This window comes from Geomicrobium halophilum, from assembly GCF_014207655.1.
GTDB classification, from domain to species: Bacteria; Bacillota; Bacilli; order Bacillales; family Marinococcaceae; genus Geomicrobium; species Geomicrobium halophilum.
The window spans coordinates 1013586-1028621 of sequence record NZ_JACHHJ010000001.1; the positions used below are offsets into that span (position 1 = coordinate 1013586).

Annotated in this window: 17 protein-coding genes; 12 read left to right on the forward strand and 5 right to left on the reverse strand. The window is 42.3% G+C overall.

The genetic code is table 11. From position 1 onward, the window contains the following. Positions 1 to 29: 29 nt before the first annotated feature. Entirely contained in the window at positions 30 to 2756 is a 2727-nt protein-coding gene (locus HNR44_RS05060; RefSeq protein WP_184402997.1) for a transglycosylase domain-containing protein, read from the reverse strand. Between the two features lie 74 nt (positions 2757 to 2830). Next, a complete protein-coding gene (gene recU, locus HNR44_RS05065; RefSeq protein WP_184402998.1) occupies positions 2831 to 3415 on the reverse strand; it encodes a Holliday junction resolvase RecU in 585 nt (194 codons plus the stop codon). Positions 3416 to 3559: 144 nt separating this feature from the next. Between recU and HNR44_RS05070 the strand changes: the two genes are divergently transcribed. The 3 genes from HNR44_RS05070 to HNR44_RS05080 all read left to right on the forward strand — a co-directional run bounded on the left by HNR44_RS05070 (position 3560) and on the right by HNR44_RS05080 (position 4866). Then, entirely contained in the window at positions 3560 to 3811 is a 252-nt protein-coding gene (locus HNR44_RS05070) for a DUF370 domain-containing protein (RefSeq protein WP_184402999.1), read from the forward strand. 208 nt (positions 3812 to 4019) lie between these two features. Next, positions 4020 to 4490, forward strand: a complete 471-nt coding sequence (locus HNR44_RS05075; protein ID WP_184403000.1) for a MerR family transcriptional regulator — start codon at positions 4020 to 4022, stop codon at positions 4488 to 4490. 16 nt (positions 4491 to 4506) lie between these two features. Next, on the forward strand, positions 4507 to 4866 hold the full coding sequence (locus tag HNR44_RS05080; RefSeq protein ID WP_184403001.1) for a DUF1798 family protein: 360 nt from the start codon (positions 4507 to 4509) through the stop codon (positions 4864 to 4866). Between the two features lie 136 nt (positions 4867 to 5002). Here HNR44_RS05080 and HNR44_RS05085 read toward each other — a convergent pair whose 3' ends face one another. The 3 genes from HNR44_RS05085 to HNR44_RS05095 form a co-directional block, all read right to left on the reverse strand. Next, positions 5003 to 6673 carry an ABC1 kinase family protein gene (locus HNR44_RS05085; RefSeq protein ID WP_184403002.1) on the reverse strand — a complete coding sequence of 557 codons (1671 nt, stop codon included), beginning with the start codon at positions 6671 to 6673 and terminating at the stop codon, positions 5003 to 5005. A gap of 96 nt (positions 6674 to 6769) precedes the next feature. After that, positions 6770 to 7087, reverse strand: coding sequence for a phasin family protein (locus HNR44_RS05090; protein WP_184403003.1), 318 nt, complete (start codon positions 7085 to 7087; stop codon positions 6770 to 6772). A 119-nt stretch (positions 7088 to 7206) separates the two neighbouring features. Further along, positions 7207 to 7386 (reverse strand): hypothetical protein, encoded by a 180-nt coding sequence (locus HNR44_RS05095; RefSeq protein ID WP_184403004.1) that lies wholly within the window; start codon positions 7384 to 7386, stop codon positions 7207 to 7209. Between the two features lie 236 nt (positions 7387 to 7622). Here HNR44_RS05095 and ilvA point away from each other — a divergent pair, with 236 nt between their 5' ends. The 9 genes from ilvA to HNR44_RS05140 all read left to right on the forward strand — a co-directional run bounded on the left by ilvA (position 7623) and on the right by HNR44_RS05140 (position 15027). Continuing rightward, positions 7623 to 8891 (forward strand): threonine ammonia-lyase IlvA, encoded by a 1269-nt coding sequence (ilvA, locus tag HNR44_RS05100; protein ID WP_184403005.1) that lies wholly within the window; start codon positions 7623 to 7625, stop codon positions 8889 to 8891. A gap of 346 nt (positions 8892 to 9237) precedes the next feature. Then, on the forward strand, positions 9238 to 9996 hold the full coding sequence (locus HNR44_RS05105; RefSeq protein ID WP_184403006.1) for a DUF3891 family protein: 759 nt from the start codon (positions 9238 to 9240) through the stop codon (positions 9994 to 9996). A 1-nt stretch (position 9997) separates the two neighbouring features. Continuing rightward, complete coding sequence (locus HNR44_RS05110) at positions 9998 to 10558, forward strand: type 1 glutamine amidotransferase domain-containing protein (RefSeq protein ID WP_184403007.1); 561 nt, start codon at positions 9998 to 10000, stop codon at positions 10556 to 10558. 228 nt (positions 10559 to 10786) lie between these two features. Beyond that, positions 10787 to 11098, forward strand: coding sequence for a thioredoxin family protein (locus tag HNR44_RS05115; protein WP_184403008.1), 312 nt, complete (start codon positions 10787 to 10789; stop codon positions 11096 to 11098). 12 nt (positions 11099 to 11110) lie between these two features. Continuing rightward, a complete protein-coding gene (locus HNR44_RS05120; protein WP_184403009.1) occupies positions 11111 to 11536 on the forward strand; it encodes a TlpA family protein disulfide reductase in 426 nt (141 codons plus the stop codon). 97 nt (positions 11537 to 11633) lie between these two features. After that, positions 11634 to 12770, forward strand: coding sequence for a conserved virulence factor C family protein (locus tag HNR44_RS05125; RefSeq protein WP_184403010.1), 1137 nt, complete (start codon positions 11634 to 11636; stop codon positions 12768 to 12770). A 14-nt stretch (positions 12771 to 12784) separates the two neighbouring features. After that, positions 12785 to 13000 carry a hypothetical protein gene (locus tag HNR44_RS05130; RefSeq protein ID WP_184403011.1) on the forward strand — a complete coding sequence of 72 codons (216 nt, stop codon included), beginning with the start codon at positions 12785 to 12787 and terminating at the stop codon, positions 12998 to 13000. 19 nt (positions 13001 to 13019) lie between these two features. Beyond that, on the forward strand, positions 13020 to 13502 hold the full coding sequence (locus HNR44_RS05135) for a PH domain-containing protein (protein WP_343069366.1): 483 nt from the start codon (positions 13020 to 13022) through the stop codon (positions 13500 to 13502). Further along, a complete protein-coding gene (locus tag HNR44_RS05140) occupies positions 13465 to 15027 on the forward strand; it encodes a PH domain-containing protein (protein ID WP_184403012.1) in 1563 nt (520 codons plus the stop codon). Before HNR44_RS05135 ends, HNR44_RS05140 begins: the two co-directional genes overlap by 38 nt. The last annotated feature ends 9 nt before the right edge of the window (positions 15028 to 15036 follow it).

Sequence of the window (15036 nt, forward strand, 5' to 3'; positions counted from 1 at the left end):
CCCCAGCTTAGGGAGCTCCTTCTTTGTTATTATTCTTCTGTATCAATTTCTTCGTCATCACCATTGCTATCATTATCATCATCGTTATTGGCGTTATCAATATTTTCGCCGTTCTCATCGCCACCATTACCGTCATTGTCTATATCATCGTTGCCCTCATCGTCACCAGTACCATTATTCTCATTCATATCGTTGTTCCCATCGTCACCGTTACCGTCATTCTCATTCATATCGTTATTCCCATTGTCGCCATTATCGTCATTCCCATTCTCATCTTCGCTTGGCTCTTCAGGTGATTCTTCTTCAGGCGTTTCCTCTTGATCTCCTTCTTCACCTTCTTCTGGACTTTCCTCTTCCTCTAGATCTCCTTCCCCACCTTCTTCTGGGCTTTCTTCTTCCTCGAGATTGATTTCATCTTCCTCTTCTTCAACAGCTTCTGTTACTTCTACACTAACCTGCGCTGTATCCACTCCCGAGCTATCATCCAGGGCTTCAACCTCAAAAGTGTGAGTGCCGGGTTCAGGGTCAGTGAGGATATATTGAAGGTCTGAACTTTGAGCCACTTCACTCATTTCGTCTCCCGTACTATGGCGTACAGAAAATGTAGCATCTTCTGGGAAGTCCCAGCTTACAATAATTTGATTGTCATCTTCCTGATAAGTGGCGGATAGATCTGAAATCGATTCGTCCATCTCTTCTGTGTCATCCTCATCATTATCAGGCTCTTGAATAGGTTCATTGCCGCAAACATACAGTTCGCCTCCAGTATCACCACACACAGAATCAGGACGCGTAAAGTCTGGAACTTCTCCTCCCTGATGAACGTTTGCCATAATGTGGCGGAAAATGTCTTTGGCGATTTGTTGTTCCTCGCCGCTGGCCAAATAACCGTTACCACGTTCGCTAAATCCAGTCCAGACGGCAGCTGTATAACGGGTCGTATAACCGTTAAACCAGATGTCTGGTACACCGCCTTCAGGTATGCCAAAATCCTGTCGTTCATCTGGTGTGAAATTCGACGTACCAGTTTTTCCGGCGAGCGGCAAGCCATCAACATTTGCACGTTGCCCGGTGCCATCAGAATCTGTAAGCACGTCTTTAAGCATATCGCTCATCATGAAGGCTGTATAGTCATTCATTGCCCGTTCCGACTCATCAGGAGTGAGGTCAATCTCACGTCCATCTCGAAATTCGATTGTACGAACACTGTAAGGTTCATTGTAAACACCGTCGTTACCGAAAGCCGCGTAAGCACCAGCCATGTCCAGACTTGATACCCATTCGCTAGTACCCCCTAATGCATATCCTTCGCTGATATTATCGAAGTTAAGACCAAGGCCTTCTGCGAAGTTTTGCGCATTGTCAAGACCAACTTCTTGCAACGCTTTTACAGCAGGAATGTTTAAAGAGCGTACAAGGGCCTCGCGCATTGATACGTTCCCGCTATAGTTGTTGCTATAATTCGTAATCGGCTCTCCATTTGAGTATTGATGCGGTTCATCTTCGAATTGTTTCCCAGTTGACCATTGCAAGGTGTCGATCCCCGGCCCATAGTCAAGCAATGGTTTTATTGTGGAGCCCGGGTGCCCACTGCCCGTTGTCGCGTAATTCAATCCTCTTGCTACTTCACTTTCTTCTCGATTGCCCACCATTGCCCTTACTGCTCCGGTTTCTGTATCAAGGAGGGTAAAACCAACTTGGAAATCTTCGTGATCCGGGTATTGATGAATATATTCATCACTTTGAATTACATTTTGGGCGTGATCCTGTGCCCCCGGATCAAGGGTTGTATAAATGTCGAATCCGGCTGCATATAAGTCTGATGGTTCGATTCCCTCAATATTCTCAACTTCATCCATCACATGATCAATAAACGATTGATAGCCGATATCGTCTTCTGCAGGAGTGAAATCCAATTGATCTTCAATATTCACAGCTTTTGCTTCAGAAGCTTCTTCGCTTGTAATTAATTCCTGATCTTCCATTAAGGAAATGATTAAATTCCTTCTTTCTTCATTGGCTTCCGGGTTATTTTCCGGATTGTAATGTGAAGGACGTCGCGGGATCGCTGCTAATACGGCAGAGTCAGCAATCGTTAGTTCGCTAATGTCCTCTTTATTAAAATATCGAATGGCGGCTTCTCCGACACCCCAAGCACCGCTGTCGAAGTAACTGATGTTTAAATACATTTCCAAAATCTCATCTTTGGAATATTGCTGCTCCATTTGTATAGCCAGCCATTGTTCCTGTACTTTTCTTTTAATCGTTTGATCTGGAGATAGAAAAGCTTGTTTTACCAACTGTTGTGTAATCGTGCTTGCACCTTCTGCACCAAATCCACCGGTGATATTAGCTGCGATGGCACCGCCGATCCGCCAGAGATCTATCCCTGAATGATCATAAAAACGGTAATCTTCAACAGCAATAAAGGCATCTTTAAGGTGTTCAGGCATTTCATTAATATCACGATAAGAGCGATTTTCGCCACCTTGTAAAGTGCCTATCTCATTGTCATTCATATCAAGGATCGTTGAACCTTCTGCAATCATCAGTTCATCGGGATCTAGTGGAGGAGCGTCCCGAATCATTGCCACTGCAGTAGCTGTTCCAGCAGCGGTACCGATCAGCATAACGATGAGTATGCTGATCATTATCTTTTTAAAAGTGGAACGTCCATTTTTTCCTTGCTTATTTTTCTTGTTTCTTTTTTGTTCCTCAGCGTGACGTTTTTCAGCCCGCGATCGGTATTCAGACATCAGGTTTCCCCTCATTTCTCGATTCAAATACTACCTTTTATATGTCGTTATTTCACTAATAAAGTTACATATTCTCAAAAAAATAACTGGTCTACAGCAGGTAAAAAATCAATCGGTGGAGTATACGTTCTCTTAATGGATACACTATGAGCAGCTATGACACTTTTTTGCAGTGATTTTCGGGTGCTTTCTTCTTTTAGTTGTAAAAATACATCGGCTTTTATTACAAAAATCTCTTCTGATTCGACAAATTGAAGAATCAGAAAAGCACATCCGCCTTGATCAGAAATAGCTGCTAAGTGATTCAGTTGATGGTCGTGAAAATTTTTAAATGGAAACGATTGCTTTTGCCTTGTTTCTTTAGCCTCGAAATCAAGGTGATATCCACGATAAATCCCATTGTAGTCGGTGGTCGATGCTTGTCTAAAATAAGCTTCTGTAATTTTTGCCCGGCTTCTCGCAGGGTAATCAACATTGACGATTTGCACCGGGGTTGGTTTTTTATGAATGACTGCTGTTTTTCTGTTGCGGTAATAGGAAATTGAATCATTGATGTCGTCTTCAAGTCGCATCCCACGATTTCCCCGATTTGTGGGGCGAGGAGAGGGTGCATGCTTGGCAGCAGTATATAATTTTCCATTTGGGTACCGAAAGCTCAACCTTCCCCATCCTTCCTTCATCGTTAGTAACAATCTAATCAACACTAAATAATATCATAAATAAGTGATGACTAGAAGCATCTTTCTCCTTATCTTGTGAAATGTTATACTGAACGTTAAGCACTTATAGAAAAGAGGCATAACATGAGTGATAAGCCATTGAATATTGGATTTGGAAATATTGTCCCGTCTGGACGAATCATTTCTATTGTTCAAGCCGATTCAGCCCCGACTAAACGAATGATTCAGGAAGCTCGTGAGCGTCACATGCTCGTTGATGCTACAAATGGTAGAAAAACAAGAAGCATTATTCTCGTCGATAGTGACCACATTATATTGTCGGCAATTCACCCGGAAACCATCGCGCAAAGATTACATACTTCAGAGAAAGAATAATGTTACTAATGTAATATCAAACATCTTAGAGGTTGAAAGTCTGGTTGCTCAAGCTCTGGAATAGGTCTTCTAGAATACAAAATCCCGTTGAATAAGCGCGGTTTTTTAGAAGTTTTGCCGAATACGAACTTCTTTTGTCAAGCTTGAAGGTTTCTCTTGTTTATAAGAGAACTCGTTTATCAAGCAGACAAAAAGGAGGCGTATTGGAATGACGACATTAGTGAAAACGAAAAGTGTCGCGGAAACCTTAAGGGTGGCTCCAAAGACGATTCAAACATGGGTAAGAAAATATAAAATTCCGGTACAAACGAATGATCGTGGCCATTATTTGTACGACCAAATGGCCATTGAACGTTTGCAAACTGTGAAATCTACGCAAATGCCAGATGAAATTGAAGAAAGCGATGACGTAAAAGTTGCGACACTCGAAGCAGAAAAACGTATGGATGAAATACTACAAAGACTCGATCATTTAGAAAAAATGATTGAAAAGAAAGCAGATGAAGTCGTAAGCTTTCAACTGCTTAAACATCGACAAGAATTAGATGATGTCCAGCGTTCGATTACAACAATTGAGGACCATTTAAACGAATTAAATGACGCTACAGATTTGACAGAATCAGTAGAAGAAACCCCCAAAAGGGGCAAACTGGCAAGCATGTTTTCATTTTCAAGTTAAAGAAGAAGGGTTATATATGTGTAAGGAAATTCTAGAACTTAGCGAACGTTTAAGTACAGATATGGAAAAAGCCAAACATTATCACGAAAGAGTGGGGGAGGGCGAGAAGTTTTCCTTCACCGATGAAATTGTCCCTTTCGTTGATGACGTACAGGCTCGCGCTGAAGAGTGGCGAGCGAGTGTCCAGGGATTGCTTTCAGAGGATACACTTGGGGTATTGCATCCCAATCAAGTGGAGCACACATATGAAAATATGTACGTATTGGTGACGGAATCGTTTCAATATCATGTACAAGAACAGCGTTATCAAGAACGGTTACAAGCGGTTGATTACATTTTAAATCTATTGCAACAAGAAATTGAGGAAAAACAATAAAACGGCAAGAGAAGGGCTACCCTCTTTTGCCGTTTTATTTAAGTGATATTCAAACGGTTTGAATATCACTTAAACGATGAAACGTTTCATTAAAGGATTTTCATTTAAGAGCGCTTGGCGGTAAGACAAGTTGTTCTTAAAAACGTCCGGAACGAAATATGGAAAAAATGAGGAGCAAAAACATAAAGAAGGAAACGATAAAACTGATTTCAATGACCGGGAGTTGGACTAGAATGGACGAAGAATCCCCGAAAGTGGAGCCGATAATTAACCCCACCATAATGATGGCAAAAGCGAGAACCGTTACACTAAAGGAGATTCGATTGCTAATGCGGTCGAGTTTGTTCAAGAAAATGTTGATTTTGGGGGCTCGAACCCCAATGGATAGTTCTTCACTATTGACTTTATCTAGCGCCGCTCTCATTGATTCTGGTAATTTCAGCAATGTATCCCCTTGCTTTTGAGCCTCCCTCCACCATTTTTTGGACCATTTTTTCGGGTTTAATCGTTCCCGGGCAAGAAGGCGGCCATACGGCTCAGCAATTTCCACGATACTTAGGCTTGGATCAAGTTTTGCGAGAATACTCTCAATCGTAATGACAGCTTTTGCAAGAAGAGTGTATTCTTTATAAATCAGTATATTATAGCGATGGGATGCGGAAAAGATATCGTTAATAGCTTCCCCGACCCGTACTTCTTGAAACGGACGTTGATAGTATTTATCTAGCAAAAAATCGACTTCTTCTATGAATTCTTCAAAGTCTACATCGTCCGGTACATCAGCCATATTATAAATCGTGCGAGCAACCTCCTCAGGGTCTCGTTTGGTCATGGAAATGACGTACGTAATAAACTCATTTCTCATCGTCCGGTTCAGACGTCCAATTTGCCCAAAATCAAGTAAACATAATTTGTTTTTGCCTGTAATCAGGAAATTTCCCGGATGGGGATCACTGTGAAAAAAGCCATCGATTAAGATTTGATGTAGGAAAGCGTCCGCAAGCTCTCGTGCTAGATACGGGCTATGTCCATCATGATTTTCTTCCCACTTCGATAGCTTATCTCCTTGGATATAGGACATCGTGATCATTTTTCGAGTTGAATACTCCCGGAATACTTCAGGAATTTCAATATAATTGAATTTCTGCATATTGATATGCATTTTCTCTGTATTCCGTAATTCCAGCGTGTAATCAGCTTCATTACGAATGGCGTCAGAAAATTCATCGGCAATTTCTTCAAGACGATAATATCTGGCCCATTGAAAACGTTGGGAGAGAAGTCTTGTGAGATCATGAAGGATGTCCAGATCTTTCTCGATTATTTCTTTAATATGAGGTCGGGCGACTTTTACTGCAACCATTGTTCCATCGTGAAGCTCAGCTTGATGAACCTGACCAATTGATGCTGCTGCCAGCGGCTCTGGGTGGAAATTATTAAACGCTTCTTCTATAGGGCATTGCATTTCTTCTTCGACGATTTTTTTCACTTGTTTATATTCAAAGGACGGAACATCATCTTGTAACTTTTCCAATTCCTCAACGATAAACGGTGGAAATAAGTCTTTACGCGTGCTGATCATTTGCCCTAACTTGATGAACGTCGGTCCCAGTTCTTCTAGGACGTTACATATTCTTTCTCCAATTAAACGATAATTGGGATCTTTCGGGTTCGTAGATAATCGTTTGGGCAAAGACAATACGTGAAAGAGACCGACTTCATGCAAAACATACCCGAACCCGTGACGAGCCAGGACGGTGGCAATCTTTCGGTAGCGATTCGCGTGTTTTAAACCGGTAGAAAGCAATGGACATCTTCCTTTAGGATTGGATCGTAGGCTTTTTATCACATGAGAAAAACGGGTTACTCACCCGTCTCTTATAGATAAAGAACTATCCGATGATTAGGTGTCATTCTTGTTTGCTTCTTCTTTAAGCAATGATTCCAAATGAGTTATTTTAGCTTCGAGGTTTTCAACATCATCTCGTGTGGCAAGTCCCATATCATGAAACATTCCTTTTACACGATCTTTTGAAGCTTGACTCCATTCCTCTTCTTTGGTTTCACCTTTATGAATGAGCTCATCGGCAAATTGTTCAGCTTCTTTCGGTGTAATGCGCCCCTTGGTAACTAGGTCATCCAAATATGTTTGTACTTTTTCTTTACCAGCGACCGCAGCTCCTAAGCCAAGGAAAAATCCATTTTTTAGCCATTCATTCATGATTATCGCTCCTGTCGTTAGTCTTTATCCGATAAGAATGAGAGAGATCCGTCAATTATAGCGACAACTACGCTTTCCCACTTATTTTCCCAAAAGAACAGTTCTTTAATCCCTTAACATTAACTGTTGTCCTTAAACATCGAGACGATGAAATAGACAATGGTTATAAATGAAAGCACTCCAAGTGAAATAACGACAAAAGGATCACCCTCGTGAGGAGTAGTTGCAGGACCAGTGTCAATACCAGTCCCAATAAATCCAGGAACAAATGTAAGAACCCATGTCATAAATGATGTCATGTACAAGCCTCCTTCATTTACACTATCACGTTCATTATAGAAGTTCAGGAAAGGTTTTTCAATTCCCTTCTAAGGCCTAATCTCCAATTGGAGGACGTACAAGTAATCATACAATAAATGTTCATCAATTTTGAAAGCTCTCGTACATTTGCGTGGTATAATCCCATATACATATGTTACATTAAAAGGATAACGTATAGGATAACTAAAAAACGATCAAAGGCGGTCAAAATTCTATGATGCGAAAGGAAGCAACATTAAATACATTGCAAATTGAAGATGTAATCATCGCTTATCAAACGTTAAAAGATGTTGTCAAACATACCCCGCTACAAAAAGATGATGTTTTGTCTGAACGTTATAATGCAAATATTTATTTAAAACGGGAAGATTTGCAGCTTGTACGTTCGTTTAAGCTTCGCGGTGCCTATTACTTAATGAAGAGTTTGCCAAAAGAAAAGCTCGAAAATGGTGTGGTTTGTGCAAGTGCCGGGAACCATGCACAGGGGGTGGCCTATTCTTGTAAAGCGTTAAAAGTACCGGGCAGGATCTTTATGCCTACGACAACTCCGCGCCAAAAAAGAGATCAAGTCAAGCAATTTGGCAGGGAGTTTATTGAAGTAGTTATTACTGGAGATACATTTGATGATTCTTATGCTGAAGCGATGCGTTACAAGGAAGACCATGACATGGAGTTTATTCATCCATTTGACAACGAAAAAATTATTGCCGGGCAAGGAACCGTCGGTATGGAGATTATGAATGATATTGATGAAAATATTGATTATCTGTTTTCATCCGTTGGTGGAGGAGGATTGATTTCAGGAATAAGTACGTATGTGAAATCGATTAGTCCGGATACGAATATTATCGGCGTTGAGCCGGCAGGGGCAGCTTCGATGAAACAGTCATTGGCAAACAAAGAAGTTGTAGAATTACAAGAAATGGACAAGTTTGTAGATGGCGCCTCGGTAAAGCGGGTTGGAAACCTTACTTATGATATTTGCAATAATCTTATTGATGATGTGGTGCTTGCCCCGGAAGGTAAAATATGCACAACAATTTTAGAACTTTACAATCAACATGCGATCGTAGCTGAACCAGCTGGTGCCATGCCTATTTCAGCATTAGACTTTTATAAGGACGAAATTGCGGGCAAAACGGTCGTATGTGTCGTTAGCGGCGGGAACAATGATATCGGCCGTATGGCAGAAATGCGGGAACGTTCGATGGTATATGAAGGGCTGCAGCACTATTTTATCGTCAATTTTCCTCAACGCGCAGGTGCACTGAGGGAATTTCTCAATGATGTGCTTGGGCCTGATGATGACATTACCCGTTTTGACTACACGAAAAAAAATAACAAATCAATTGCGCCGGCACTTGTAGGGATTGAATTAAATTCTGCGAGCGATTATCCAGTTCTCATGGAAAGGATGCGCGCAGAAGGGTTTATCGTCGATGAAATCTCAGCACAGGACAATATGTTCAACTTTGTATTATAGAACGTGTTCAATAAGGAGGAGAAAAGCCGATCAGGTTGAGGAGAAACAGCTTCGAGCATCCTGTTTGTGCCCGCGAAAGCTTTCACCTCCATGAAGCAAAAGTGGGTAGCTTTTCCAACAAGGAGCGGAGCGCAAGCTGGCATTCTCTTAGCGCTTCTTCCCTTTCTACAGAAGCAAGTTGATGCGGAATTTGAGAGCTACCTTTGAAATAGGGAAGTAGTTTTCTTCGAGAGACGTTTATGCCTGAGAAGTGACCATTTGTGTGCTCGAAACCACTTTTTTACAAAACCCCTCCTAGTCCTTTTTTGTCCGCCTTTTGACACGAATGATAAAATGGAGGCTTGCCATGATTATCAGGGATGAAGATACACATTGGGTTTGTACTCAACAAGACGAACATGCCCGGCTAAGTGCCCAGATTTTTAAAGCATGGGGGGATCCTGATCTTCAGAAGAAGAAATGGAGAATCAACCTTCATACTGCGATTGCTGAACATGACCGGGCGTGGATCCCCCTTGACCAGCAACCGATATGGAATGACGACGAAGGGGCTCCCTACGATTTTACCAATTACCCTGAAGCAGAGAAGATTGCAGCATATGAAACAGGGATTAACGAAGTGGAAATGATGGACCCAAACGCAGGATTGCTTGTAGGTCGCCACTTAGAATCATTTTTTACCTCGATAACCACTGATGATGCTGAACGTTTCAAAAGAAGAGAGCAAACCCGATTTACTCGGCTGAGAGGTTCGATGGAAAGTGAATTTGAAAAAGAGGCTCTGCCCATATTGAAAATGTGTGATGAGCTTTCGTTGTTTGCCTGTATGAATCGACCAGGTGCTGCAAAACAGGATGAAGTTTCCTGGTTTCGCCAGGGGTTTTCCATGCGCTTTTCATTTTTAAATGATGAGATCATTCTGCCTTCATGGAAAAATAATACTGTCATTGCTCTTGAACCTTCACCGCTTCATAGCGACGTTCATTTCCCGCTGAAACAACGTCGGATCCTTAAAGAAAAGGTTAAAAGTAAGGGATTATTCAACTCCTATCATGAGACGGTGATATCAACGCAGATTGTTACTTTTACCAGTCAGGGAGGATAATATGTCATTAGATAAGATGAAATTATTAACCGTGGTCGATCACGAATTTGAAGACTTGGAATTATGGTATCCGCTGATCCGCTTAAGAGAAGAAGGCATCTCGATGCTTGTTGCCGGTAATGGCAAGGAGACGACGTATGTTGGGAAGTACGGAGTCCCGGTAGAAGCTGATCTCACATTCCAAGAAGCAAGAAAGGAAAGTTTCAATGGTATTCTCGTTCCTGGCGGATGGGCTCCCGATAAATTAAGGCGGGATACAGATGTATTAGAAATGGTACAGAAAGCGGATCATGAGGGTGACTTGATCGGGCAAATCTGTCATGCAGGCTGGGTCCTTGCATCTGCCGGCATTTTAAAAGGAAAAACGATGACAAGTACCCCGGGCATCAAAGATGATGTGATAAACGCCGGTGCAACCTGGAAAGATGAGCCTGCGGTTATTGACGGTAATCTCGTATCAAGTAGGCGACCGCCGGATTTGCCGGCTTATGGACAGGCTTTGCTTGAAACAATAAAAAGGGTGTCTAAAAGCTCCGGAAAAATGGCGGGTTCTTTTGAATGACAGGCTGCTACATCAAATGTGAACGGCGGCACTAGAACCTCTTGCGCCCTCACGAATGGATAAACTGGGGCTCAGGCTTATGGTTGCTTAAAAGACTTCAGGGATAACATCCGTTTTACATCGGGAGGTGTAAATTCGGGTGTTTTTTTTCGAGAATGCGTTGAGTTGTTTCTGCGAGGAATAATCATGTAAGATGAAGACAGGTATTGAAGAAGGGTGTGTCATTTTTTGTTAACCGAAATCAGTGCCCATGACTGGAAGAATAATTTGAGAGGGTACACGGCTCTATTCATTTCTTCTCCTTTCTGCCAGACGTGCGCACTCGCGGAACAAATGGTCGAACAGGCGAGAGAAATCGAAGCAAAAACAACGATTTATAAAATTAATCTCCAACTCGCCCCGGAGATAGCTACCGAATACAAGGTACAATCCGTGCCAATGTTGCTTCTATTTTACGGGCATCAATTGGTCGCGCGATTGTCCCCTTTAAAACACACTGGACATATTTTACATTTTCTTATAAACAATCGAGACGAATAGAGGTGTTAACGGATGAAACAGGCGCCCGTCTTTTCTTTGTATGATCTATATGAAGGACAGGAAGTTACGAGTGAACAATATAAAGGGATCCCCCTTATGCTCACCTTCTGGACCTCGTGGTGTCCTGATTCCCAAAGGGATCTTCAAAAGAAGGAAATCTTATATTCAAAGCTTGATGACCAGACACTTGCCATGCTAAATATCAATGTCATTGGTAGGGAACGTAAACCCCGTGCAGGTCAGGATTATGTGAACGCTCATCAGCTGTTGATTCCAATGGTAGAGGATCAGGGGACAGACACATACGAACGTTTTCGCTGTCAAGGCGTCCCCACGACGGTTCTAATTACAGCAGATGGTGAGATTGCACAACAGTTTGGAGATAAAACCACTTTTGAAGAAATTATGAAACATGTAGCACCGCTCCTTCAAAGTTAATTGATATGTTTCGTATTTTACTACCCGATTAAGGATTTACGGAAGTTCTTATGTTAAAATGCGAACAGGATGTAGGAAGAAGAGGAGGCAAACGATCATGAGAATTACCGGTATTGAACCTACCCCGAGCCCCAATACAATGAAGTTAACGTTAAACGAAAAGTTACCTGGGGGACAAAGCGGGAATTATACAAAAGAAAACAAGGAGGAGGCCCCTGAACAGATTCAGCAATTATTTGAGATTGATGGAATTAAGGGAGTCTACCACGTTGCTGATTTTCTCGCATTGGAGCGGGAACCCAAGGCAAATTGGGAACAGGTGTTGAAGGAAGCGCGAGAGATTTTTGGTGAACATACAGAGGGGGAAGACGGTTCTGTTCAGTCAAACGCCGAGGATATTGATCATTTCGGTGAAGTACAAGTACAGGTCCAAATGTTTAAAAACATCCCTATGCAAATTAAATTGCTAACAGGGGATGAAGAGAAGCGAATAGGCTTACCCAATCGTTTTACGGAAGCAGCGTTCGCAGCAGCCGGTGAACAAGAAAATATTGTCTTTGAACGGAAATGGGAGGATCGGAGTGCCCGCTACGGAAATGATTTGGAAGCCATTGGCGAAGAGGTAGCTGAGGAAATTGCCGCGGCCTACAGTCAAGAACGGCTTGATCAGCTTGTCAAATGGGAGGACTCTGAGCAAAACGCTAGTCGTCCACAGCCGCTTACGGTAACGAAAGAAATGATGGAAGATCCTGATTGGAGAAATCGGTTTGCTGCTTTAGATCAAATGGATCCAAGCGAAGAAGATTTACCAGTGCTTGATATCGCCTTAAATGATGAGAAGCAATCGGTACGGCGGTTAGCAACAACTCTAATCGGGATGATAGAAACAAAAGCAACCTTGCCTTACCTGTACAAGGCACTTAAAGATCGTGCAGTAACGGTACGTCGAACAGCCGGTGATGCTCTTTCAGACCTTGGTGATCCACAAGCAATGGATGAAGTCATCGAAAGTCTTAATGATAAAAGCAAGCTTGTTCGCTGGAGAGCTGCCATGTTTTTGTATGAAGTTGGTGACGAAAGGGCGATTGAACCGCTAAAAGCAGCAACGGGTGATCCGGAATTTGAAGTTGATATGCAAATTCAAATGGCGCTCGAACGAATCGAGGGGGGCGAAGAAGCTAAAGGTTCCGTTTGGAAACAAATGACAGAATCCGTTCGCGCCGATCGTTCATAAAGGGGGGATAAAGCATGAACAGAGATGAACTCGTTAAGACATTAGAAGCCAAAGGCATGGATGAAGCTCTGGAGCTTATAGAAGAAGCAGACAATGGAGAAATGGATGAACTTGAGCTCCTCCCTTCATTAGGATTACTGCAGGATCAAATGTTAAATGATGCAGTGCTCCAGTACCTTGAGTCCAAAGGGGTAACAATTATATATAACGATGGAACAGATGACTCGTAAAAGCTGAAAAGGGGATAGAATGATGAGAGATGCACCAGCAAGGCGCCTTTCAAAAAAGGCGCTTCCTGTCTGGCGAATCGCTGGTTTTTTTGAAAGTTTATTTTATTTGATCATCCCGATAGGGTATGGAATCTTGACCATTTTATTTAATTGGCCTTTATGGATTTTATATGTTTTAATCCTTCTTTGGGTGGGCGTCACTTTATTGCAAAGTTTACTTGTGCCTACGATTCGCTGGCGCCGGTGGCGTTATGAAGTATATGATGAGGAAATTGATTTGCAGTACGGTGTGTTTATTATTCGAAGAACGTTAATCCCGATGATCCGTGTTCAACATGTCGATACAGAACAGGGCCCAATCTATCGCCATTACAATCTCGCAGCGGTATCGATTTCAACGGCTGCTACCGTTCATCAAATTCCGGCTCTTACTGAAGAAGTAGCTTCGGAGTTGCGAGATCAGATTGCCGTTTTGGCACAAACGGCTGATGATGATGACTGACGGAAAGCGCTTGCATGGCGCCAGTGTCGTCATTATGATTTTAAGTCGATTACGGGATTTTATTATCCCTATTATTATTGCATTTGTTATTGGCAGTACAGGTGGTGGGCCGGGACTTTTCTTTATGTTAGCTTTACCGATATTACTCGTTTTTTCAACGATATATAGCTTTTTATATTGGCTGACGTTTCGGTATCAAGTGAAAGATCAGGAGCTACATGTAAAACAAGGAATTATCATTAAAAAGGAACGGTTTATCCAGAGAAGCCGTGTGCAAAGTTTTGATATGTCGGCAGGGATTCCACAACGAATATTCAGTTTAGTAAAGGTTCAAATTGAAACCGCGGGCGGGGGCGGTGAACCAGATGTAGAGCTGATTGCTCTTAGACGAAGTGAAGCCAATCGATTGAAGAAAAAACTGCTAGCAAAACCGGAGCCGCCAACGACAGAAGAGGGTAGCGACGAAGAGAGAGAGCATATGGTTGAAGCTGAATCGGAAGAAGATGAGTCCTTTGATGTAGATGAAAAAATTGAGTCATCATGGGAACTAGGATTTAAACGATTGTTATTTGCTGGAATGACTTCTGGAGGAGTAGGACTTGTTCTATCAGCGGTGTTAGCGCTCTTTTCCCAAATTGACGTTTTTTTGCCTGAGGAATTTTATGAATCAACGATCGGGTTAATTCTCTCATCAACATTGACGCTGTTAGCGATTACCATTTTTTTAATCGCAGTTTTTGCGTGGCTCATTTCCATCGTGATTACAATTTTTAAATATGGCCAGTTTACAGTTGTAAAACGTGGAAATGACCTTGTGATTTCTCGGGGATTGTTAGAGAGAAAGCAGCTAACATTGAAAATCCACCGGATTACAACCGTCCGTTATGTCACCGGCATTTTACGACAACCATTTGGGTTTACGACCCTTTATGTTGAGAGTAAAGGGGGCGGAAGCGCAGATGAACAACAATCAACTATTCTCGTCCCCTTGATCAGACGAAAAGAAGCCCGAGAGGTGCTGGAAAAATTTTTACCGGAGTTTGTCTGTGATAGGGAAGAAGCGCTCTACCCTTTGCCAAAACGGGCCATGATCCGTTATATGATTCGAGCGGTTGTCCCCATTTTAATCGTGACCGTGCCGATAAGTATATTTGTTCCATTTGGTGCCTATGGTTTACTGTTCATTCTGCTGGGTCTTTATATTGGCTGGTTGAGGTATCGTAATGGTGGTGTCCAGGTTGACGGGAAGACGTTAATTCTACAATGGAGGTTGTTTAATTTGAATCGGGCTGTTATTCCCCGTAAATGGATTCAGGCGGCAGATGTTTTTCAGTCACCATTGCAAAGGTGGCGTAAACTCTCGACATATTCCGTATCAATCCTCTCGAGTATGTCAGGAAAAAGCTTTGAAATTAGAGATGTAGAAGCTGATCGCGGAGAAGATCTTCTCGCCTGGTACTCCAGGGAAGTGGAAACACCCGATCTTCATAAGAAGAACGATAATAATGAAAAATCCCCATTATGATAAGGGGAT